This is a genomic window from Kitasatospora sp. NPDC001261, assembly GCF_042896795.1.
Taxonomy (GTDB): Bacteria; Actinomycetota; Actinomycetes; order Streptomycetales; family Streptomycetaceae; genus Kitasatospora.
Genome location: NZ_JBIAXP010000009.1, coordinates 252,865 through 275,469, shown reverse-complemented (window position 1 = coordinate 275,469; position 22,605 = coordinate 252,865). Strand labels below are relative to the sequence as shown.

The 22,605-nt window shown below is 73.9% G+C and carries 15 protein-coding genes; 9 read left to right on the top strand and 6 right to left on the bottom strand.

Translation table 11 applies throughout. The features are described from left to right. Positions 1 to 157: 157 nt before the first annotated feature. On the bottom strand, positions 158 to 1,732 hold the full coding sequence (locus ACFY4B_RS15220) for an APC family permease (protein WP_387968224.1): 1,575 nt from the start codon (positions 1,730 to 1,732) through the stop codon (positions 158 to 160). A gap of 325 nt (positions 1,733 to 2,057) precedes the next feature. Between ACFY4B_RS15220 and ACFY4B_RS15215 the strand changes: the two genes are divergently transcribed. Both ACFY4B_RS15215 and ACFY4B_RS15210 read left to right on the top strand, forming a co-directional pair. After that, the gene (locus ACFY4B_RS15215; protein ID WP_380778067.1) at positions 2,058 to 3,170 is read left to right on the top strand and encodes an ABC transporter substrate-binding protein; all 1,113 of its coding nucleotides are present in this window, start codon (positions 2,058 to 2,060) and stop codon (positions 3,168 to 3,170) included. 320 nt (positions 3,171 to 3,490) lie between these two features. Beyond that, entirely contained in the window at positions 3,491 to 4,684 is a 1,194-nt protein-coding gene (locus ACFY4B_RS15210) for a hypothetical protein (protein WP_387968212.1), read from the top strand. Between the two features lie 111 nt (positions 4,685 to 4,795). Here the strand turns inward: ACFY4B_RS15210 and ACFY4B_RS15205 are convergent, their stop codons facing one another. Continuing rightward, positions 4,796 to 5,329, bottom strand: coding sequence for an NUDIX hydrolase (locus ACFY4B_RS15205; protein WP_387968210.1), 534 nt, complete (start codon positions 5,327 to 5,329; stop codon positions 4,796 to 4,798). Between the two features lie 124 nt (positions 5,330 to 5,453). On the opposite strand from ACFY4B_RS15205, the gene ACFY4B_RS15200 reads away from it, so the two are divergent. Continuing rightward, the gene (locus ACFY4B_RS15200) at positions 5,454 to 6,461 is read left to right on the top strand and encodes an ATP-grasp domain-containing protein (protein WP_387968208.1); all 1,008 of its coding nucleotides are present in this window, start codon (positions 5,454 to 5,456) and stop codon (positions 6,459 to 6,461) included. A gap of 99 nt (positions 6,462 to 6,560) precedes the next feature. Here ACFY4B_RS15200 and ACFY4B_RS15195 read toward each other — a convergent pair whose 3' ends face one another. Beyond that, positions 6,561 to 10,631, bottom strand: a complete 4,071-nt coding sequence (locus tag ACFY4B_RS15195; protein WP_387968206.1) for an ABC transporter ATP-binding protein — start codon at positions 10,629 to 10,631, stop codon at positions 6,561 to 6,563. Between the two features lie 449 nt (positions 10,632 to 11,080). After that, the gene (locus ACFY4B_RS15190; protein WP_387968204.1) at positions 11,081 to 11,782 is read right to left on the bottom strand and encodes a TetR/AcrR family transcriptional regulator; all 702 of its coding nucleotides are present in this window, start codon (positions 11,780 to 11,782) and stop codon (positions 11,081 to 11,083) included. A 131-nt stretch (positions 11,783 to 11,913) separates the two neighbouring features. Between ACFY4B_RS15190 and ACFY4B_RS15185 the strand changes: the two genes are divergently transcribed. From ACFY4B_RS15185 to ACFY4B_RS15170, 4 genes are all read left to right on the top strand, one after another. Continuing rightward, entirely contained in the window at positions 11,914 to 13,626 is a 1,713-nt protein-coding gene (locus ACFY4B_RS15185; RefSeq protein ID WP_082345874.1) for a carboxyl transferase domain-containing protein, read from the top strand. Positions 13,627 to 13,768: 142 nt separating this feature from the next. Next, a complete protein-coding gene (locus ACFY4B_RS15180) occupies positions 13,769 to 16,048 on the top strand; it encodes a biotin carboxylase N-terminal domain-containing protein (RefSeq protein WP_387968201.1) in 2,280 nt (759 codons plus the stop codon). Continuing rightward, positions 16,045 to 17,037 carry a hydroxymethylglutaryl-CoA lyase gene (locus ACFY4B_RS15175; RefSeq protein WP_387968199.1) on the top strand — a complete coding sequence of 331 codons (993 nt, stop codon included), beginning with the start codon at positions 16,045 to 16,047 and terminating at the stop codon, positions 17,035 to 17,037. Before ACFY4B_RS15180 ends, ACFY4B_RS15175 begins: the two co-directional genes overlap by 4 nt. A gap of 178 nt (positions 17,038 to 17,215) precedes the next feature. Then, on the top strand, positions 17,216 to 18,406 hold the full coding sequence (locus ACFY4B_RS15170) for an acyl-CoA dehydrogenase family protein (protein ID WP_387968197.1): 1,191 nt from the start codon (positions 17,216 to 17,218) through the stop codon (positions 18,404 to 18,406). Positions 18,407 to 18,601: 195 nt separating this feature from the next. Here ACFY4B_RS15170 and ACFY4B_RS15165 read toward each other — a convergent pair whose 3' ends face one another. Next, a complete protein-coding gene (locus tag ACFY4B_RS15165; protein WP_049653914.1) occupies positions 18,602 to 19,078 on the bottom strand; it encodes a universal stress protein in 477 nt (158 codons plus the stop codon). 456 nt (positions 19,079 to 19,534) lie between these two features. Here ACFY4B_RS15165 and ACFY4B_RS15160 point away from each other — a divergent pair, with 456 nt between their 5' ends. After that, positions 19,535 to 19,855 carry a hypothetical protein gene (locus tag ACFY4B_RS15160; protein ID WP_387968195.1) on the top strand — a complete coding sequence of 107 codons (321 nt, stop codon included), beginning with the start codon at positions 19,535 to 19,537 and terminating at the stop codon, positions 19,853 to 19,855. 434 nt (positions 19,856 to 20,289) lie between these two features. Continuing rightward, entirely contained in the window at positions 20,290 to 21,438 is a 1,149-nt protein-coding gene (locus tag ACFY4B_RS15155; protein ID WP_387968193.1) for an HAD family hydrolase, read from the top strand. 159 nt (positions 21,439 to 21,597) lie between these two features. Here ACFY4B_RS15155 and ACFY4B_RS15150 read toward each other — a convergent pair whose 3' ends face one another. Further along, positions 21,598 to 22,404: a GNAT family N-acetyltransferase gene (locus ACFY4B_RS15150; protein WP_387968191.1), complete on the bottom strand. Its 807-nt coding sequence runs from the start codon at positions 22,402 to 22,404 to the stop codon at positions 21,598 to 21,600. Positions 22,405 to 22,605 lie beyond the last annotated feature (201 nt).

Here is a 22,605-nt window from a genome sequence, read left to right as displayed (position 1 = left end):
CGGTCCGACAACCGCTCACCCGCAGGCGACTTGACCTGCCCCACCCTCGCCACACCACACCCAACGAGCCAAAGCCATCAAAGTCACTGGCATTGGTCCTAGGACGGCCACCAGCACAGGCCGATGAAGCGCTTCATGCGCCCCACGGTAGCGGCAGTCAGTCCTCCACGACCAGTGCCGGGGTGTCCTTGTGCAGCGTCTCGCCGCGGAGGAACTCCGGCCGGATGAAGCCGTACCAGGTCATCAGGCCCGCGCCGAGCAGCAGGATGCCGACGCCGATCACGAAGACCGAGCCGATGCCGAAGACCGAACCGCTGCCGTAGTCGGGGGCCCAGGCGTCGGTGAGGGTCTGGAGGAAGACCGCGGTGAGCAGCACGCCGCCGACGAACGGGGCGACGCCCTTGAGCAGCAGCGCGCGGACACCGGTGCGCAGCGAACCGCGGAAGTACCAGACGCAGGCGAAGGCGGTCAGCGCGTAGTAGAAGCAGATCATCAGACCGAGCGCCAGGATGGTGTCCTGGACCACGTTCTCGCTGATCAGGCTCATCCCGACGTAGAAGACCGCGGTGGCGATGCCCGCCGCGACGGTGGCGTAGCCGGGGGTGCGGAAGCGCGGGTGGACGGCGCCGAAGCGCGGCGGCACGGCGCGGTAGGCGCTCATCGCGAGCAGGGTGCGGGCCACCGGGATGAAGGTGGTCTGCAGGCTGGCGGCGGCGCTGGCGACGACGGCCAGGAAGAGCAGGATGCTCCACGGCGAGCCGAGCACCGGACGGGCCAGCGCGGAGAAGACGTTGTCGGCGGTGGCCGGGTTGCCGAGGCCGTTGCCGGTGCTGCCGACGCCCGCGAACATCTGGGAGGCGATCGCGACCAGCAGGTACGAGCCGACCAGGGTGACCATCGAGATCATCGCGGCGCGGCCGGGGGTCTTGGCGCTGCCCTGGGTCTCCTCGTTCATGGTCAGGCAGGTGTCCCAGCCCCAGTACATGAAGATCGACAGCGACAGCCCGGCGGTGAACGCGCTGAACGAGCTGACCTCGAGCGGGTTGAGCCAGGAGAAGGAGAAGCCGATCGAGTCGGGCAGGTCGCCCGAGGCGGCCTTCCCGATGGCGATGACGGAGAAGAGCAGCAGCACGGCCAGCTGGAGGCCGACCAGGCTGTACTGGAACCACTTGGTCGCGGTCATCCCCCGGTAGCTCATCGCGGTGGCGCCGGCGATCAGCAGGACCACGGTGAGCAGGTGGACGGCCTTGTTCTGGTCGAGTTCGGTGACCCAGCTGCTGCCGGTCATCTCCCCGAGCATCAGGTACAGGAAGTCGGTCGCGACCCCGGCCAGGTTGGAGAGCACGATGATGGTCGCCACCGTCAGGCCCCACCCGGCCATCCAGCCGACCCGGGGACCGAAGGCCCGGACGCCCCAGGTGAAGGACGTGCCGCAGTCCGGGAAGTCCTTGTTCAGCTCCTTGTACGCGAACGCGACGAGCAGCATCGGCAGGAAGCCGGCCAGGAACACCGCCGGCATCTGCACCCCGACCGCGGTGACGGTCGGGCCGAGTGTGGCGGTCAGGCAGTAGACCGGGGCGACCGTCGAGACGCCCAGCACCACACTGCTCAGCAGGCCGACGGAACCGCCCCGTAGACCCTTGTCCCCCGCTCCCCCAGCGGTCCCCTGATCGACGGGGACCCCACCACTGATGCCACTGACCGGGGCACCCTGCGGAGCGCCGGGCGCCATTGCCCGGCCGCTGCTCGTGTGCTCTGAGAGCTGCTGATCAAACACCAGCGCACCCTAGAGGCGGGCGTGGAAGGTTGAGTAGACCAACCCTTGGTGATCTAAACCACTTGCTTCGATTCGTTCTCGTGACGGCTGTTCGGGTGGATGTATTTACGGCTTGTTAACCCATGTACCTTTGTTTCAAAGGAGTTGGGCCAAGAAAATTTCTCCCTTTTGCCAAGGTTCGACCAGGTTTGCCCCCCGGCCCGGACGGGCCACTCCCCCCACCGCTCCCCGAGTCGGATAGGTTTGCCTAACCTAATTTCGATCGTGAAAGGAGCGTCGCGTGCCCCCCACCTCCGACGACCCGGTCCTCTCCCCCCGCACCTCCGGCCGTCGCCGGTTCCTCACCGCCGGGATCGCCGGCGGGGCGGTGCTCGGCCTCGGCGGACTCCTCACCGCCTGCGGCAGCTCCGGCGGATCGGGCGGGTCGGGCAGCAGCGGTTCGACCCCGGCCGGCGGCGGCTCCTCCCCGAACCAGAAGTCGGTCAAGCAGGGCGGGGACGACTACGCCGCCGTGATCGAGAGGATGAAGGGCTTCGGCACCGACGCCGCCCCCGGCGTCTACCCGCGCACCCTCAGGCACGCGATGGGCGAGACGGTGCTCCCGGCCAGGCCCACCCGGGTCGTGGTGCTGGACACCGGCGAGCTCGACAACGTCGTCGCCCTCGGCATCCAGCCGGTCGGCATCGTGTACACCGACGGCTCCAAGTCCCTGCCGTCCTACCTCAAGGACAAGGCCGGCAGCCCCGCCGCCGTCGGCACCATCAACAGCCTCAACCTGGAGGCCATCGCCGCGCTCAAGCCCGACCTGATCCTCGGCAGTCAGCTGCGCGCCCAGGACCAGTACGCGCAGCTCTCCAAGATCGCGCCGACCGTCTTCTCGCTGCGCCCTGGCTACCCCTGGAAGCAGAACTTCCTGCTCAACGCGAGCGCGTTCGGCCTGGAGGCCGAGGCCAGGACACAGCTCGACGCGTACCAGGCGGCCGCCGCGGCGATCGGCGCGAAGCTCGGCGACAAGCGGCCCACCATCACCCCGCTGCGCTTCATGCCGGGCCGCACCCGGCTCTACGCGGAGCTCTCCTTCATCGGCACCATCCTCACCGACGTGCCGCTGCCGCAGCCCGCGATCGAGCAGGTCAAGGAGCTCGCGGTGGAGGTCAGCCCGGAGCAGATCGACAAGGCCGACGCCGACTGGATCTTCTACGGCGTGTACGGCAGTCCCAGCTCGACCAACCAGGACGCGGTGCTCGGCGGCGCGCTCTGGAAGACGCTCGGTGCGGTCAAGTCCGGTCAGGCCCGGCCGGTTTCGGACGAGACCTGGTTCCTCGGGCTCGGCGTCATGGCGGCGAACGTGGTGCTCAACGACCTCAAGGGCTTTGTCGCGCCCGGCAGTTGAGCCAGGCAGGTGAATCCGCCGGGTGAGTCCGTCGGGTGAGCCCGGGTGTGAGCCCGGAGTGAACCCGGCCGGCCGGGCCTGGTCGGCGTCGGCGGGCGGAACGGGGCGGCGTTCCGGTCGTACGGCAACAGTGCCCGCCCGGCGCCGTCTTGGGCGATCCCCGGGTGGGCCCCGGGTGGGCCCGCGACGGTCCCCGGGTGATTCCGTGGTGGTACCGCGGCGGTGTCGCGGTGGTATCGCGCACACCACCGGGTTGGACGCTTGGAGCTGATCGCGTGGTGCGGGAGGATCGTCGGGACCGTTTCCCGAAGGGCCCGCAGATGACCTCGCTCCACCCCGCCGCAACCGACCCGTCCCTGCCCGGCCCGCCCCGGGACAGCGCCGGATCCTCGCCCCCGCCCGCCCCGACCGGCCCGCCCGGCTCGCCCGGCTCGCCCGTACCGATGTGCTCGATCGCGACCGCCACCGAGCCCGGTGCGGCCGCGCCCGGCACCCCGGAGGCGACGGCCCGCCCCGACTCGGTGCCGCAGCCGCGCAGCCGGTACGACGCGGAGGCTCCGCCCGTCCTGCCCGCGGCCGCTCCGGAGGCCGGTGGCGGACCGGCGGACGGCGACCGGACGGACGGCGACCCGCACGACGATGATCCGACCACGGCACGGCTGCGGGCGGCGTTCGCCGAGCGGCTGCGGGCCGCGCACTTCCAGGGCCGCTCCGTCGCCGAGCTGGCGGCCGCGTGCCGCCGACCGGTCGCGGAGGTGCGGGCCCTGCTCGGCCTCGACGCGGAGGCCGAGGACGGGTTCGTCCGGTTCGGGCCCGCCACCGCGACGGCGGAGGGCGGCCCGTCCGTCCCGGCGCAGCGCCCGGCGCACGAGGAGCCGCGGATCCTGGGATCCCGGCGGCCGTCACCCTCCCGGCGCCTGCGCCGGATGCACCCGCAGGCCTCCCGGACAGGGCAGGAGGCGACCGCACGGGAGACGGCCGCGTCCGGCCCGACCGGGCCGGCCCTGCCGGGGGCCACCGGACGGGTGGGCGAACCCGCCGATGCGGCGGAAGTGGCGGCGCGGACGCCGTCGTTCGGGACTGGCATCGGGGGTGGGGCCGGCGCTGCCGCTCCTTCTGCTGTCGACACCGGTGCCGTCGACGCCGCTGCCGTCGGACCCGCCGCAGCGGTCTCGTGGGCCGAACCGCCGCTCGGCATCCTGATCGGCGGCAGCCCCGGGCCCGCCGAGGCCCTCGGCCGACCGGAGGAGCGCGCACCGGTCCGCGTGGCGGCCCAGCCGATCCGGGTCGGCCGCGGCACCTGCCTGGTGGTACTGCCCTCCTGGCGGCCCGCCATCGCCGTCTCGGTGCCGACCGAGCAGCTGCTGTCCGCCACCGGGCTCGACCTCGAGCAGCTGGCCGGCGCCCAGCTGACGGTGCTGATGAACCCCGCCGCACTGCACGACCGGGAGCTGGAGCTGCACGGCTGGGAACCCGGTCCGGCCGGGCGGCCCCGGCGCGGCGGGCGCACCTGACCGCTCCGCCGGGCCCGTTCGGCGACTGGCCGAGCGGGCCTGGCGGGCTTGGCCGGCCTGGTGGGTCTGGTGGGCCGAGCAGGTCTGGCGGACTTGGCGGACTCGGCGGGCCTAGCGGGTGGCCGGGGCGTTCGGGATGTACCCGAGGTCGACGGGCACCGGCGGCCGCCCGTCCACGGCCCAGCCCGTACGGACCGAGTCCAGCAGTTCCGGCAGCGCGGGCGGCCAGAGCGCGTCGGCGTTCTCGTCGGCGAGGTCGGCCGGGGTCCACCAGCGCCAGTCCAGGATCCGGTCGACGGCGTGCACCGCGCTGACGTCGCCGACCGGACCGCGGTGCGGGCCGCCGGTGAGGTAGATGTGCTCGTGCTGGCGGACCGGGGTGCCGTGCCAGGTGAAGTCGTGCTCCCAGGTGCAGAGCAGCGGGCCGGGTTCGAGGTCGCTCCAGCCCGTCTCCTCCCACAGCTCGCGCCGGGCGCCGTCCCACGGGGTCTCGCCCGGTTCCAGGCCGCCTCCCGGCATGGTCCAGTGCACGCCGACCTCGTCGTTGTCCGAACGGAGCAGGAAGACCGAGCCGTTCCCGTCCAGGACCACCGTGCGGGCGGCCTGCCTCGGCCTGCGTTTGCGGGGGCGCAGCAGATTTCGCATCGGGTCACTCTCCCAGCGACCGTCCGGGGCCGTCGAGCGGTTTCGGCACTCCGGTCGGGTGCACGAGCCGGCCGGTCCGTCGTGGCGGGCGCCGGGCCCACCGGTCCGCCGTACCCTGACGGCCATGCCCGCACCCGCGATCATCTTCCCCGCCGATCCGCTCAACCCGCGCCGGCCCGACCCGCACTTCGCCTGGGAGGCCAGGACCCTGCGGGAGTTGGGCGGCGAGCTGCACCTGGTCGACCACGACGGGCTGCTCGCCGGGCGGGCCGAGGAGGCCGTGCTGCGGGTGCCGCGGGACAGCGGCCCGCTCTGGTACCGGGGTTGGATGCTGCCCTCCGCCCGGTACGCCGACTTCGCCGCCGCGCTCACCGCCCGCGGCGGCACCCTGCTGACCAGCGCGCCCGGGTACGCGGCCGCCCATGAACTGCCCGGCTGGTACGGCGTGTTCGAGGGCGCGACCCCGGCCAGCGCGTGGATCCCGTCCGAGGGACCGGTGGCGCCCGGGCCGGCGGAGCTGGCGGAGGCCGCGGCCCGGCTCGGCGGGCGCGGGCCGGCGATCGTCAAGGACTACGTGAAGTCGCGCAAGCACGAGTGGTACGAGGCCTGCTACGTACCCGAGTTGGCCGACCTGGCGGCCGTCGGCCGGGTGGTCGAACGGTTCGTCGAACTGCAGGGCGAGTTCCTGGCGGGCGGCGTGGTGCTGCGGCGGTACGAGGAGTTCGAGGGCGCGGACGTCCCGGCGGCGGGACCGGTCGGCGCGAACGGCGCGCACGGTGCGAGCCGTACGGGCGGTGGGGCCTGCACGGCTGGTGCGGCCGGGCCGGAGCGGGCGGACGGCGGCGCGCCGGGGAGCGGCGGGCGGGCCGGGGAGGCCCGGGTGTGGTGGCTGGACGGCCGCCCCGTCCTGGTCGGGCCGCACCCGGACGCCCCGCGCCGGGCCGTCGAGCCCGACCTCACCGACGTCCCGGCGCTGGTCCGCCGGCTCGGCTGCCGCTTCGTGACCACCGACCTCGCCAGCCGGGCGGACGGCTCCGGCTGGCGGGTGGTCGAGGTCGGGGACGGGCAGGTGAGCGACCTGCCGCGCGGGATCGACGCCTCGGAGCTGCTGGCCGCGCTGATCACCGCCTGACTGCCTGACGGTCCGCGCGGGAGGGACCGTCAGGCGGCTCGGAGTGTTCGGGCTCCGGGTTCGGGGCCACGCGTGCGGGCCTCCGGGTGCGGGGCCGCCCTATCCGGCGGCGACGGCCTCGGCCGCCGGGTGGCCGTCGGCGATGAACGCCTGCCAGAGCCGGCTGTAGGTGCCGCCCCGGGCGAGCAGTTCGGTGTGCGTGCCGTCCTCGACCACCCGGCCGTGGTCCAGCACGACCACCCGGTCGGCGCGCTCGGCGGTGGTCAGGCGGTGGGCGATGACCAGGGTGGTCCGACCGCCGCTGAGCCGGTCCGCGGCCTGGTTGACGGCCGCCTCGGTGGCCAGGTCGAGCGCCGCCGTGGCCTCGTCGAGCAGCAGGATGTCCGGGTCGACCAGCTCGGCCCGGGCCAGCGCGATCAGCTGGCGCTGGCCCGCCGAGAGGTTGCGCCCGCGGCCGGCCACCTCGTGGTCGTAGCCGTCCGAGAGCCGGACGATCATGTCGTGCGCGCCGACCGCCCGGGCCGCCGCCTCCACCTCGGCCGCCGAGGCGCCCGGCCGGCCGTAGGCGATCGCCTCGCGGACCGTGCCCGCGAAGAGGTACGCCTCCTGCGGCACCACGCCCAGGCGGTGGCGGTACTGCGCCAGGTCGTAGCGGGTGAGGTCGACCCCGTCCACCCGGACGGTGCCCTCCGTCGCGTCGTAGAACCGGGCGACCAGCTTCACCAGCGTCGACTTGCCGGCGCCGGTCTCGCCGACCAGTGCCACCGTCTGCCCGGCCGGGATGTGCAGGTCCACGCCGCTCAGCACGGTCGGGGCGCCGTCCGCGCCGCCGTTGTAGGCGAAGCCGACCCCCTCGAAGGAGATCTCGCCGCGCAGGCCCCCGGCCACCGGGACCGGGTCGGCCGCCTCGGCGGTGGCGGTCGGGGTGCGCAGCAGCTCGCGGATGCGGCCGAGGCCCACCGAGGCCTGCTGGTACCCGTCGAACACCTGGGACAGCTGGTTGACCGGCGCGAAGAACAGGTCGATGTAGAGCAGGTACGCGACCAGCGCACCGACCGTCAGCGTCCCGGCGTCGACCCGGGCAGCGCCGACGATCAGCACCAGCGCGGCGGCCACGCTGGAGAGGAACTGGACGAACGGGAAGTACAGCGAGATGTAGAGCTGGGCCCGGACCCGGGCCTCGCGGTAGGCGATGCCGCGGGCCACGAAGCGGTCGGTGTTGGTGTCCAGGCGGCGGAAGGCCTGGACGATCCGCATGCCGGCCACGTTCTCCTGGAGGTCGGCGTTGACGGTGCTGATCAGGTCGCGGGAGCGCTCGTACTGGTCCTTGGACTTCTTGCGGAACACCAGGGTGGCGATCACCAGCAGCGGCAGGACCGCGAAGACCACCAGGGCCAGGCCGGCGTCGATGATCAGCAGGGCGGCGAAGATCCCGGCGAAGGTCAGCAGGCTGACCACGGCGGTGACCATGCCGGTCTGGAGGAAGGAGGTCAGCGAGTCCAGGTCGGTGGTCATCCGGGTCATGATCCGGCCGGTCAGCTCGCGCTCGTAGTAGTCCAGGCCGAGCCGGTTGAGGTGGGCGAAGATCTTGAGTCGGAGCGTGTAGAGGACCCGCTCGCCGGTACGGCCGCTGACCCGGTTCTCGGCGCTCTGCACCACCCAGTCCAACAGGACCACGACGAGAGCGGCGAGCGAGGCCACCGCGACGCCGGACATCAGGCCCTTGCGGACGCCTTCGTCGATGCCGTGCCGGATCAGCACCGGCAGCACCAGCCCGGCCGCCGCGTCCAGGGCGACCAGCAGGAGGGCGATGAGCAGCGGGGTGCGGAAGGGGCGCAGCAGGCGGCTCAGGCTGAAGTCGGGGTCACCGGCCTCGGCCTCGGCGCGGGGGACGGCCGGGACGTCGGAGGCGGGCGGGAGGGCCGCGACCTTGTCCAGCAGGTCGGGGTCGGCGGTGCGGGCGGCCTTGGCCAGGGCGGGGGTGGGGAGGACGGGGGCGGCCGGGGTCGCCGGGGTTCCGGGGGTTGTGCCGGCTCCGGGGGTTGCGCCGGTTGCGGTGGTTGCGCCGGCTACGGGGGTTCCGGGTGCCTCTGCGGACGCCGGCTCGTCGGACGCCGTTTCGGGGGCGGACTGCCGGTCGGCGTGACCGGCCTCGGGATCGGTGATCAGGGCCCGGTACTGGGGACATCGGGCTTCGAGTTCCTCGTGCGTTCCGAGGTCCAGCAGCCGGCCGCGCTCCAGCACGGCGATCCGGTCGGCGAGTTGGAGGGTCGAGCGGCGGTGGGCGATCAGCAGCGTGGTGCGGCCGGTCATCACCGAGCGCAGCGCGTCGTGGATCTCCGCCTCGATCTGCGGGTCGACCGCCGAGGTGGCGTCGTCCAGCAGCAGGATCCGGGGGTCGGTGAGGATCGCCCGGGCCAGCGCGATGCGCTGGCGCTGGCCGCCGGAGAGCGTCAGGCCCTGCTCGCCGACCTTGGTGTCGTAGCCGTCCGGCAGCGCGCGGACGAACTCGTCGGCCTGGGCGGCCCGGGCGGCGGCGACCACCTGCTCGTCCGTCGCGTCCGGGCGGCCGTAGGCGATGTTGGTGCGGACCGTCTCGGAGAAGAGGAAGCTTTCCTCGGGGACGATGCCGACCGTCGCGCGGACCGAGTCCAGGGTGAGGTCGCGCAGGTCGTGGCCGTACAGGCGGACGGTGCCAGCGGCCGGGTCGTAGAAGCGGGGCACCAGCTGGGCCACCGTCGACTTGCCGGAGCCGGAGGCGCCGACCAGGGCGAGGGTCTCGCCGGGGGCCAGCTTCAGGCTGAGGCCGTGCAGGACGGGGGCGGGGTGCTCGGGGTCGTAGCGGAACTCGACCCGGTCGAACTCCAGGGCGATGTCGGGGGTCCGCGGGCCGACGAGCGCTCCTCCCGGAGTGCTCTGCGGCGCGCTCTCCGGGCTCTCGCCGTGCGCGAGGTCCAGGGTGCGGGCGTCCGGGCGCTCCTGGACCAGCGGGCGCTCGTCGATCAGCTGCAGGACGCGCTCCACCCCGGCCCGGGCCTGCTGGCCGACGGTGATGACCATGGTCAGCATCCGCACCGGGCCGGTCATCTGGGCGACGTACGTGGAGAAGGCGACGAAGGTCCCGAGGGTGACCCTGCCGTCGACGGCCAGCCAGCCGCCGAAGGCCAGGACGCCGACCTGGGCGAGCGCCGGGATCGCCTGCATCGCCGGGTTGTAGCGGGCGTTGAGCCGGATCGACCGGAGCCGGGCCGCGAAGAGATTGCGGGAGGCCGTCTCCAGCTTGTCGAGCTCCTGGGCCTCCTGGCCGAAGCCCTTGACGACGCGGACGCCGCCGATCGCGCCGTCCACCACGCCCGCGACGGCCGCCGCCTCCTGCTGGGCGGCCCAGGTGGCGGGGAAGAGGCGCTTGCGGCTGAACGCCGAGACCCACCACAGCGCGGGGGCCATGACCACGGTGATCAGGGTGAGCGGCGGGGACAGCCAGACCATCACGACCAGCGACATGACGAACATCAGCAGGTAGCCGGTCATCATCGGCAGCATCGAGAGCAGGCCGTTGACCAGTTGGAGGTCGGAGGTCGCGCGCCCCACCACCTGCCCGGTGTCCAGCCGGTCCTGGCGGTGGCCGTCCAGCCGTCCGAGCGAGCGGAACAGGTCGCTGCGCATCTCGTGCTGGACGTCCACCGCGAGCTGGCCGCCGTAGTAGCGGCGGACCTGGGTGCAGCCGAAGACCACGAGGGCCGCGAGCAGCAGCACCACCGCCCAGGGGGCCAGCGAACGGGTGCGGGCGACGATGACGTCGTCGATGATCAGCTTGGTGACCAGCGGCACCAGCGCGGTGACGGCCATGCCGAGGAGCGAGGCTCCGAAGGCGAAGAGCAGGCTGCGGCGGGACCGCCAGCTGTAGCCGACCAGGCGGCTGAGCCAGCCGGTCGACTCGGCGGCGCTCTCGGGGGCGGGCTCGGGGGCGGGCTCGGGGGCGGGCTCAGGCGCCTCGGCGCTCTTGACGGCGGGCCGGACGTTGTCGGGGGCGGGGTCGGCGTCTTCGGCGGCCGGTCCGGTGTTCCCGACGGCGGCCTGCGGGCTGTCGACGGGGGCCTCCGGGGTCGTGCCGGGGGCCGGGGGGCCGCTCGGGGATTGCTCCACCGTGGATCCGTGAGTCTCAGGCATATTTAGGGATGCTAACCATTTCGTCGGGTGGTCGCCACGGCGTTTTCCGCCCCGGGCGGGTTCGGAACGGGCCCTGACAGCCCGGATCATCCGGTCCGGCGGACTCGCCAACAGTCGATGGCCTGCGGTGATTCCCGGCCGAACACTCGCATGGCCCACTCCGCCCGGGCCATTTCCAGAGTCGCCGACGACCCTCGCGACACCCAGCGGCCACGGGCGGACGGGCGCCGTCCTTTGGGACTAGGCCTCCGGACGGGCCAACGGGGCGGGCTGCGGGCGGGCTCCGGGCGGGCTACCGATGGGGACGTTCACCGGCAGACCTTCGCTCCCGACCATTCTCCGCCGGGCCGCTCTTCGTCGAAAACGAAGCCGGGAACGGAGCCGGGAACGGAGCCGAGGGCGCAACCGGAACCGTGGTCGGAGCCGGAGCCGGAGCCGGGGATGCGGGCTCAGGCCTCCGCGGCCGCCGGACCGCCGACGGGAGCGACAGCGGCGCCGGGGACGACAGGGACGACAGGGACGCCGGCCAAGCCCGCAGCCGCCGCGAACGCGCCGTGGGCGAGGGCGTGGAGCAGGGCGGCCATGCCGTCGCGCTGGAGGGCGGCGCGCTCGCCCTGGTCGGGGTTCGGGCCGAGGCTGTGCGGGGTCGAGTTGATCAGGCCGAAGACGGCGTGCACGGCGGCCCGGGCCACCGGCTCGGCGGCGGGGTCGGCCAGCGGCGGGTAGGCCTGCCGGACCACGTCCACCCACAGTTCGACGTAGCCGCGCTGGAGCCGGCGGACGGTGCGCCGGTCCTCCTCCTTGAGGTTCAGCAGCTCGCGGTCGTGCAGGGTGATCAGGTCCCGGTCGCCCAGCGCGAAGTCGACGTGGCCGCTGATCAGCGCGTCCAGCGTGGCGGCCGGGCCCTCGCCGCCGCCCGCGCGGCGGCGCCCCTCGTCCAGCAGGCGCTCGCTGATGCCAATCAGCAGGTCCGCGAGCATCGCGTCCTTGCCTGCGAAGTGGCGGTAGAGCGCGGGGCCGCTGATGCCGACGGCCTTGCCGATCTCGTCCACGCCCACGCCGAGGAAGCCCCGGGCGGCGAACAGCCTCGCGGCCTCCCGGCGGATCTGGTCACGGCGGGGGAGCGCGGAGGCGGCGGGGACGTTGGGCATGCCGTCCATCGTAGACAGTCGGGTTATCGGCCGTTAACCTGGGCGCGTAAGTTAACGTTAATTAACGTGGCGATCACGGGCGGACCGCACCCGGCTGCCCACCTGGTCCGAGGGCAAGGGAGCTCTTGGGAATGGTCAACTCAACCGCCGGCACACCCACCGGCGTCCGGCTCGTCGCAGCGACCGGCACGGCGGCGGCGCCCGGCGCCGCCCCGGCCGCGGCAGCCGCACCGGCACCCCGGCTCGGCAGCTCCGCCGACCCGGGCTCCGAGGCGTACCGCGCCAACACCGAGGCGCACCGCGCCCTGGTCGCCGAACTGCGCGCGAAGCTAGACGCGGCCGCCCTGGGCGGCGGCGCCAAGGCCCGCGCCCGTCACACCTCACGCGGCAAGCTGCTGCCCCGCGACCGCGTGGACACCCTGCTCGACCCGGCCTCCCCCTTCCTGGAGCTGGCCCCGCTGGCCGCCGACGGGATGTACGACGGCGCGGCCCCCGCGGCCGGAGTGATCGCCGGCATCGGCCGGGTCGCCGGGCGCGAGGTGGTGGTGGTCGCCAACGACGCCACCGTCAAGGGCGGCACCTACTACCCGATGACGGTGAAGAAGCACCTGCGCGCCCAGGAGGTCGCGCTGGAGAACCGGCTGCCCTGCGTCTACCTGGTGGACTCCGGCGGCGCCTTCCTCCCGATGCAGGACGAGGTCTTCCCGGACCGCGACCACTTCGGCCGGATCTTCTACAACCAGGCCAGGCTCTCCGCCGCGGGCATCCCGCAGATCGCCGCCGTGCTCGGCTCGTGCACGGCCGGCGGCGCGTACGTCCCGGCGATGAGCGACCAGGCCGTGATCGTCCGCAACCAGGGCACGATCTTCCTGGGCGGTCCGCCACTGGTGAAGGCCGCCACCGGTGAGGTGGTCACCGCCGAGGAGCTGGGCGGCGGCGAGCTGCACTCCCGCACCTCGGGCGTGACGGACCACCTGGCCGAGGACGACACCCACGCCCTCTCCATCGTCCGCACGATCGTGGCCGGGCTCGGCCCGCGCGAGGCCAGGCCGTGGCCGCTCACCCCGGTCGAGCCGCCGGCCGTCGACCCGGCCGGCCTGTACGGCGCCGTGCCGGTCGACCCGCGCACGCCCTACGACGTGCGCGAGGTGATCGCCCGGCTGGTGGACGGCAGCCGGTTCGCCGAGTTCAAGGCCGAGTACGGCGCCACCCTGGTCACCGGCTTCGCCCGGATCCACGGCCACCCGGTCGGCATCGTCGCCAACAACGGCGTGCTGTTCGCCGAGTCCGCCCTCAAGGGCGCCCACTTCATCGAGTTGTGCGACCAGCGCGGCATCCCCCTCCTCTTCCTCCAGAACATCACCGGGTTCATGGTCGGCCGGCAGTACGAGGCGGGCGGCATCGCCAAGCACGGCGCCAAGATGGTCAACGCCGTCGCCTGCACCCGCGTCCCGAAGCTGACCGTGGTGATCGGCGGATCGTACGGAGCCGGCAACTACTCGATGTGCGGCCGGGCCTACTCACCCCGCTTCCTGTGGATGTGGCCGGGCGCCAAGATCTCCGTGATGGGCGGCGAGCAGGCGGCCTCCGTCCTCGCCACCGTCCGCCGCGACCAGTTGGAGGCGCACGGCGAGCAGTGGCCGACCGAGGCGGAGGAGGAGTTCAAGCGCCCCGTCCGCGAGCAGTACGAGCGCCAGGGCAACGCCTACTACGCCACCGCCCGGCTCTGGGACGACGGCGTGATCGACCCGATGGACACCCGCACCGTCGTCGGTCTCGCCCTCACCGCCTGCGCCAACGCCCCACTGGCGCCGCCCGCTCCGTACGGCGTCTTCCGCATGTGACGCCTCCTCGTGTCACCCCCGCGTCCGTGAATCCTCCCTTCCGGGTGTGACTCCCCACGGCGCCGGCCCACCCGGGCCGGCGCCCGACCGCCCACCGCCACCTCCTTCGTACGGCTCCCCTCGACCCGGAGGAACGCCTCCCATGTTCGACACAGTTCTGGTCGCCAACCGCGGCGAGATCGCCCTGCGGGTGATCCGCACCCTGCGGCGGCTCGGCGTCCGTTCGGTCGCCGTGTTCAGCGACGCGGACGCCGACGCGCCGCACGTCCGCGAGGCCGACGTCGCGGTCCGGCTCGGCCCGGCCGACCGCAGCGACAGCTCGGCGACCGAGACGTACCTGCGGACCGACCAGATCCTGGCCGCCGCCCGCCGCACCGGCGCCCAGGCCGTCCACCCCGGCTACGGCTTCCTCGCCGAGAACGCCGGCTTCGCCCGCGCCTGCGCCGACGCGGGCCTCGTCTTCATCGGACCACCTCCCGGTGCGGTCGAGCTGATGGGCGACAAGATCAACGCCAAGGAGGCCGTCCGGGCCGCCGGCGTCCCGGTGGTCCCCGGCAGCCAGGCCACCGCGCCCACCGACGAGGACCTCGTCGCCGCCGCCGACGAGATCGGCTACCCGGTGCTGCTCAAGCCGTCCGCCGGCGGTGGCGGCAAGGGCATGCGCCTCGTGCGGGACCGCGCCGACCTGCCCACCGAGATCGCCGCCGCCCGCCGCGTCGCCCGCACTGCCTTCGGCGACGACACCCTGCTGCTGGAGCGCTGGGTCGACCGGCCGCGCCACATCGAGGTGCAGGTGCTCGCCGACGCCCACGGCACCACCGTCCACCTCGGCGAGCGCGAGTGCAGCCTGCAGCGCCGCCACCAGAAACTGATCGAAGAGGCTCCCTCCGTTCTCCTCAACGCCGAGACCCGTGCCGCGATGGGCGCCGCGGCCGTCCGCGCCGCGGAGTCCTGCGGCTACACCGGTGCCGGCACCGTGGAGTTCATCGTTCCCGGCATCGACCCGGACGCCCCCGCCTCCGCCGCCGAGGGGGTGCGGGACTTCTTCTTCATGGAGATGAACACCCGCCTCCAGGTGGAACACCCCGTCACCGAGCTCGCGGTCGCCGTCGGCGCGGACGCGGCCCGGCTCGACCTGGTCGAGTGGCAGGTGCGCGTCGCCGCCGGCGAAGCGCTCTCCTTCGCCCAGTCCGACATCTCCTTCCTGGGCCACGCCATCGAGGCCCGCATCTGCGCCGAGGACCCGGAACGGGACTTCCTGCCCACCGGCGGCCGCATCCTCACCCTGGACGAGCCCCGGGGCGAGGGCATCCGCGTCGACTCCGGGGTCGCCCCCGGAACCGTCGTCACCAGCGCCTACGACCCCATGCTCGCCAAGGTCATCGCGTACGGGCCCGACCGCCCGACCGCGCTGCGCCGGCTCCGCGCGGCGCTGGCCGACACCCGCATCCTGGGTGTCACCACCAACACCGGCTTCCTGCGCCGACTGCTCGCCCACCCCGAGGTCGCCGCCGGCCGACTGGACACCGGCCTCGTGGAGCGGACGGCCCAGGAGCAGCCGGCCCTGCTCACCTCGCCGTACTCCCCCACGAACGCGACCGACCCGGACGTGGCCGACCCCGACGCGACCTCGGCGGCCGAACCGCCGTCGCCCGCTCACCTCCTCTACTACGCGGCCGCGCTGGCACGGCACCTGGAACTCACTCCGCCCGCCGATCCCGGCGGCTGGACCGACCCGTTCTCCCTTCCCTCCGGCTGGCGCCTGGGCGGCACCCCTGCCTGGACCACCCACCGACTCCGCACCCCCGGCCAGGACCCGGTGGCGGTGAGCATCCGTTCGATCACTGCGGGCAACGTAGCCGATGCCACTGACAATTCCGCCGGGCCCGGCCGCGAGCTGGAGCTCCGGCTCGACGGGGGCCCCGCGCACCGCGCCCGCGTGAGCCTGGCCGGCGACCGGCTGCACCTGACCGTCGACGGCCTCCGGACCACGTTCTCGCTGGCCACCGACGCCACCCCCGGCCCCGCCGCCGGACCGGCGACCTGGCTCGGCGTCGAGGGCGACGCCTGGCCGCTGCACGCCTACGACCCGGTCGTCGAGAGCGCCACCGGGGCCGGCGCGCACCACGGCGCCCTGACCGCCCCGATGCCCGGCACCGTCACCGTCGTCAAGACCACGGCGGGCGAGACGGTCCGCAAGGGACAGCCCCTGCTCGTGCTGGAGGCCATGAAGATGGAACACGTGATCGCCGCACCGCACGACGGCGTGGTGGCCGAGCTGCGGGCCACCGCCGGCGCCACCGTCGCGATGGAGGACCTGCTGGTCGTGGTCACCCCGGTCGAGGACGCGTCGGTCGAGGGCGCCCCGGCCGGGCCGGCCGCCGCCACCGTCCCCGCCGGGCCCGCGGAGGTGCGGTCGTGACCACCCCCGCCCCCGCCCGCGAGCCCGACGCGCTCGACCTGGGCCTGCCCGATCCGGTCCGCGCCCCCGGCCTGCCCGAGAAGGTCCGGATCCACGAGGTCGGGCCGCGCGACGGCCTGCAGAACGAGAAGTCCCTGGTACCGGTCGAGGTCAAGGCCGAGTTCATCGCCCGGCTCGCGGCCGCCGGGCTGCGCACCGTCGAGGCCACCAGCTTCGTTCACCCGAAATGGGTACCGCAGCTGGCCGACGCCGAGGAGCTGGTCCCCCGGCTCGCCGGTCTGCCGGAGCGCCACCCCGGCCTGCGGCTGCCGGTGCTGGTGCCCAACGAGCGCGGCCTGGACCGCGCGCTCGCCCACCACGCCGCCGACATCGCGGTGTTCGCCAGCGCCACCGAGACCTTCGCCCGCCGCAACCTCAACCGCTCGGCGGACGAGGCCATGGCGATGTTCCGCCCGGTCGTGGGCCGGGCCACCGAGGCCGGGGTCGCGGTCCGCGGCTACCTCTCGATGTGCTTCGGCGACCCGTGGGAGGGCCCCGTCCCGGTCGACCAGGTGGTCCGGTACGGCGTACGGCTGCTGGAGCTGGGCTGCGCGGAGCTGAGCCTCGGCGACACCATCGGGGTCGCCACCCCGGGCCAGGTCACCGCCCTGCTGGCGGGTTTCGCGCGGGCCGGCGTCCCGGTCGACCGGCTCGCCGTGCACTTCCACGACACCTACGGCCAGGCGCTCAGCAACACCCTGACAGCCCTGCGCGAGGGCGTCACCACGGTGGATGCCTCGGCGGGCGGCCTGGGCGGCTGCCCGTACGCGAAGAGCGCCACCGGCAACCTGGCCACCGAGGACCTGGTCTGGATGCTGCACGGGCTCGGCATCCGGACCGGCGTCGACCTGCGTTCCCTCGTCGCGACCAGCGGGTGGATGGCCGGGCGCCTCGGCCGCCCGAGCCCGTCCCGCACCGTCCAGGCGCTGCTCGGCTCCGCCGGGGGCTGACCGCCCGCTCCCGTCCCCGGCGCCGGCCGCCCGCACCATCCGGCCGGCGCCCCGCACCACCCGCACCGATCAACAGTCCATCCCTCAATCGCACCGTGCGACCGTCACACCGTCCGACGGACGCCGGTCACCCCGCTCACGTCCGCGGCCGGCCCGGCCGGGCGCCAGGAGGATCACCGTGTTCGACCACAGGCTCAGCAGCGAGTACGAGGAACTGCGGCGCACCGTCGCCGAGTTCGCCCAGGACGTGGTGGCGCCGAAGATCGGCGGGTTCTACGAGCGGGAGGAGTTCCCGTACGAGATCGTCCGGGAGATGGGGCGGATGGGCCTCTTCGGCCTGCCCTTCCCGGAGGAGTACGGCGGCATGGGCGGCGACTACTTCGCCCTCGGCCTCGCCCTGGAGGAACTCGCCCGCGTGGACTCCTCGGTGGCGATCACCCTGGAGGCCGCCGTCTCGCTCGGCGCGATGCCGATCTACCGGTTCGGCACCGAGGAGCAGAAGCGCGAGTGGCTGCCCCGGCTGACCTCGGGCGAACTCCTCGGCGCCTTCGGCCTCACCGAGCCGGAGGGCGGGTCGGACGCGGGCGCCACCCGGACCACGGCGCGGTACGACGAGGCCACCGACGAGTGGGTCATCAACGGGACCAAGTGCTTCATCACCAACTCCGGCACCGACATCACCGGCCTGGTCACCGTCACCGCACTCACCGAACCGATCGCTCGTTCGAGTGAAGAGGGCGAATTCCGCTCGCCTGCACGGGAGATCTCCTCCATCATCGTGCCCACCGGGACCCCCGGCTTCCAGGTCTCGAAGAAGTACTCGAAGGTCGGGTGGAACGCATCCGACACCCGCGAACTGTCCTTTACCGACTGCCGCGTTCCCGCGGCCAACCTGCTGGGCGAGCGTGGCCGAGGCTACGCCCAGTTCCTGCGGATCCTCGACGAGGGCCGCATCGCGATCGCAGCCCTGGCCACCGGCCTGGCCCAGGGCTGCGTCGACGAGTCCGTGAAGTACTCCGGCGAGCGCCGGGCCTTCGGCCGGCCGATCGGCGCCAACCAGGCCATCCAGTTCAAGCTTGCCGACATGGAGCTGCGCGCCCACACCTCCCGCCTGGCCTGGCGGGACGCCGCTTCCCGGCTGCTGCACGGCGAACCGTTCAAGAAGGAGGCCGCGATCGCGAAGCTGTACTCGTCCGAGGCCGCCGTCGACAACGCCCGCGAGGCGACCCAGATCCACGGCGGGTACGGCTTCATGAACGAATTCCCGGTCGCCCGCTTCTGGCGCGACTGCAAGATCCTGGAAATCGGGGAGGGCACGTCTGAGGTCCAGCGCATGCTCATCGCCCGGGAGCTCGGCGTCGGTTCGTGACGACCGCATCCTGACGGTCGCCTCCTGAGCCACGCCCACCGGGCCGGCACACCGGTCAACACACCGCTCCGCGACGAGAGTTGGGGAGCGCCACGGCGAAGGAGGCGTCAGGGGAAGGCGTCAGGAGGAAACAGCAGGAGGAGGCGTAGGAGGAGGTGTCGCGGCGGCTTCGGGAGAAGCCGCCGGAACAGGGCCTCAGGGGATCACGATCACCGGGCGGTTGGCCCGCCGCGCCAGCCGTCCGGAGACCGAGCCGAAGATCTTGCCGAGAAGGCCGTGCGTCGTGCCGACGACGATCGCGTCGGCGGCGTACTCACGGCCGACCTCCTCGATCTCGTGGCAGATGTCCCCTCCGCGCTCGACCAGGATCCACGGCACCCCGGTGAGGAAGTCCGCGCAGGCGAGTTCCAGGCCGAGGACCTCGGTCCGGTGGTCGGGGAGGTCGACGAAGACGGGCGGCTCGCAGCCCGCCCAGACCGTGGCGGGCAGGCGGTTGGCGACGTGCACGATCACCAGGCCGCACTGCGAGCGGCGCGCCATGCCGACGGCGTAGGCGAGGGCGCGCTCGCTCGACAGCGAGCCGTCGAAGCCGACCACCACACCGTGCTGGAACACCGGGTCGAGGGACGGCGCCGGGGTGTCCTGCCCGGACGGCTCGGTGGGCCCGCCCAGCGGGCCGGCCGCGCCGGAAGCCGCCTCCGGGTACTCGGCCCCCGGGCCCAGGCGGCCCGTCACCGGAACCCCGGCGGGGTCGGCCGGAGGCTCGCCACGCCGCTGGCGGGGCCCCGGGCGGTCACGGCGGGCGAGGCTGCCCCGGCGGGCGAGGCCGCGCAGAGCGCGTGCGAAACCCAGCGGGCCGTCGCGCCCTGGGCCGGGCTCCCCTGGCTCCGCAGGCTGTGGCACGTCGGCCGCCGGCCGGGCCGCGCGGGCCGCTCCGGCCGCTTCGAACCCCTCCGCGTCGTCGGCGACGCCGCCGTCGTCGTCGACCCGCTCGTGGCCCGTCCGTCCGCCAGGGATGCGGCCCGAGGCCTCGGCGCGCGCGTCGGCTCGTTCGCCGGCAGTGTCGGCAGGCCCGTCGACAGACCCGCCCGCACTGTCGTCCCCGCGGCCTCCGTCGCGTTCGCCGCCATGGCCACGGTCGCGTTCGTCGCCGTGGCTGCCGTAACTACCGTGACTGCCGTCCTGGTCGTTGTGATCGTCGTGGTCGTCGCCGAGGCGGTCACTGTGGTGGTCACGGCCGTCCTCGCCGCGCTGGTCGGCACACAGCTCGCCGCGGCCGTCGGAACGATCGGCGGCAGGCCCGCGGGCCGGGTCCACGCTGCGGGACGTGTCCGGTTCAACCGGTCGGGGAGGCTCAAAACCAGCCATGGCTCACGGCTCTTCGATGGAGAGGGGCCGACAGGAGAGGAGGACAACGCTGCCCGGGCAGCAGGCCCGCCCACGGGATGACGTCGGTCTGCGCCGCGCAGCACCGTATGTGACCTGTTCCTTTCAGAGTACGACGGGCTTGGGGCCCCGCCCAGCGAGGAAGCCCCGGAGCGACGTTGTTCCCGCGAAAGGGGGATGCGCCCGCCGAGGCTGTGCGCCCCGCCCACAGGCGATCGCGCCCCCTCCGGAAAGGAGGTTCCCTGGAGCTTGACTGAGCGGACCGGGCGGCGCAACAGCCCCACGGGACACCGTGACCGGACTGTCATGGATCGGCGACGATCCGTTGCGGCGCGTCGCGAACCGTGACGTCCGACCTGCCCCGACAGTCCCGGTGAACCCGCGCCTCACCGCCCGCCACGGGGGTGCGGAGGCCGTTTCAGCCACTCCGTACGGCTTCGCGACGCCGTCTGGCATTTGCCATATGCATAGGCGCGGCCGCTGGCACCATGCTCGGCATGTCCCTGCTCCTGTTCGACCTCGACAACACCCTGCTGCCCCGGGACGCCGCCTACCGGGCCTGGGCGCAGGACTTCCTGTCCGAGCACGACCTCCCGCCGGTCGACCTCGACTGGTTCGTCACCCTCGACGGCGGCGGCTACGTACCGCGCAGCACCGTACTGTCGGCGGTCCGGCGGCGCTACGGGCTGGACGTCTCCGCCGACTTCCTGACCGCCCACTACCGACGCGGCATCAACTCCCACATCCACTGCCCGCCCCGGCACATCGAGGCGCTCCGGGTCGCCCGGGCCGCCGGGTGGACGCTGGGGATCGTCAGCAACGGCGGCACCCGGCCGCAGTTGGAGAAGATCCGGCGGACCGGGCTCGGCCCCCTGGTCGACGGCTGGGTCATCTCCGAGGAGGCCGACTGCGTCAAACCGGACCCGCTGATCTTCGAGATGGCGGCTCAGCGGTGCGGCATCGCCCCCACCGGGGACTGGGCCGAGCACACCTGGATGATCGGGGACCACGCGCCCGCCGACATCGCCGGTGCCGAACTCACCGGACTGCGCAGCGTCTGGCTGCACCACGGCCGACCCTGGGCGGAGAGCGGCTACCGGCCGACGCTGAAGGCGGCCGGTCTGCCGGAGGCCGTCGGCCAGGTCCTCGCCGCGCGGAACGCGCCCTCGCCGCGGCCGGACGTCCGCTCCGGCGGGCCGCTCCGGAAGGCCGCGGCGGGAGCACCGGTTCACGCGACGGCGCTGGTCGGCGCACGGTCCGGCGCACATCCCGCGGTGGCCGCCGTGGACGGCCCGAGTGCATCCGTTCCCGCGGCCGCCGGGACCGCCGGCCAGGCCACCGCCGCAGGTGGGCCGGGTGTCCGAAACCGATCCGGCGGGTTTGCCCTGATCGCCGAGGCCCGTCCGGAGACCGGCCCGGGCTCCGGGACCAGGGCGGGGAGCAGACCGGGTCCGGCCGCGGACGGCCTCCGCCCCGCACCGACCGCGGCCGGCGCCGCGGCCAACGCCACGGCCGGAGCCGTCCGTCCGAAGCCCCTCGGCGGCGGGCCCGACGGCGCCGTCCCCGCCCGGACCGCCTTCGCCGCCGTGCCCCCTGCGGCCTCGTCCGCGGCGTCGTCCGCGACCGCCGTGGCGACCGCCCGGTAACGCCTCGGCCACACCCCGCCCGAGCCCCCTCCGCTTCCCCGCCCCCTCTGCTTCCCTGCCCCGCTCCGGCCCCGCTCCCCCGCTCCCCCGCCGCCCCTGCCCGCCCCCGCGCCGCCGTCAGCCGTTCGCCCGCTCCACCGACTCCACCCGCCGCCCCGGCTACGCCGTCGCCGCCACCGCCGTACGGGTCCACCAGCAGGTGCGGGCCTGCTCGACGAACCCGAGCTTGCGGTAGAGCGGTTCGCCGAGCGCGGTGGCGACCAGGGTGGCCGGGCGGTCCGGGTGCGCGTGGGCCAGGGCGGTCCGGAGGACGGCGCGGGCCGCGCCCCGGCCGCGCTGCTCGGGCAGGGTGGCGACCCAGTACACGCCGGTTGCCTGGCCGTCGTCATAGGTGAGGCAGGTGCCCGCCACCGCGCCGTCGACGCGGCCGAGCCAGCCCCGCCAGCCGGGTACGTCCAGCAGTCGCTCCGGGAGGGCCTCGCCCCGGACCCAGGGCTGTCGGGCGGGCAGCGGGAAGCCCTCCACGATCGTCCGCTCGACCAGGGCGAAGCTGTCGCCGTCCCGCGTCTCATCGACCGTCAGGACGCCGCCCCCGTGCGCCTCCGAGACCACGGGCAGGTCGGTGGTCGCTCCCTCGACCGGTCCCGGGTCCCGGACCATCACCGGCATGAGCGGCATCCGGGTGGCGCCGAGGCCGGTGAGGTCGAGCCCGTCGTACGGGTCCTCCACGGTGCAGCGTATGGTCGACCAATCGGCCATCAGCTCCGCCAACTCCTGCTTCACAGCCGCCGGTTCGTCGTAGGGGCGGGTCACCACGATGCGGTGCGCGTCGTCCGGGGTCCGGGCGCACCGGACCGCGGTCAGCCCCGGGCGGGTGCGGGACTGCCAGCCGTGGACGCGGGCTTGGGCGAGCCAGAAGGCGGCGGCGTTGTCGTTGGCCCGTTCGAGCCGGCTGTTGGTGTTCACGGCAGGACCGTAACCCGGTGCTCCGGTTCCCGGTTCCGCCGTCCCAGGCTTGGCCGGATGAAGCCTGGGAGGCGCACGACTTCTCCCCGTGCGCCCCCTCGTGCACCGCCGATTTTCGGTCAATTTCGCGCCGATCCCTCCCGCTTGGGCAAATCCGCAGCCCAGACCAGCCGGCCGGGCGCACCGGAGCCGGACGCCCCA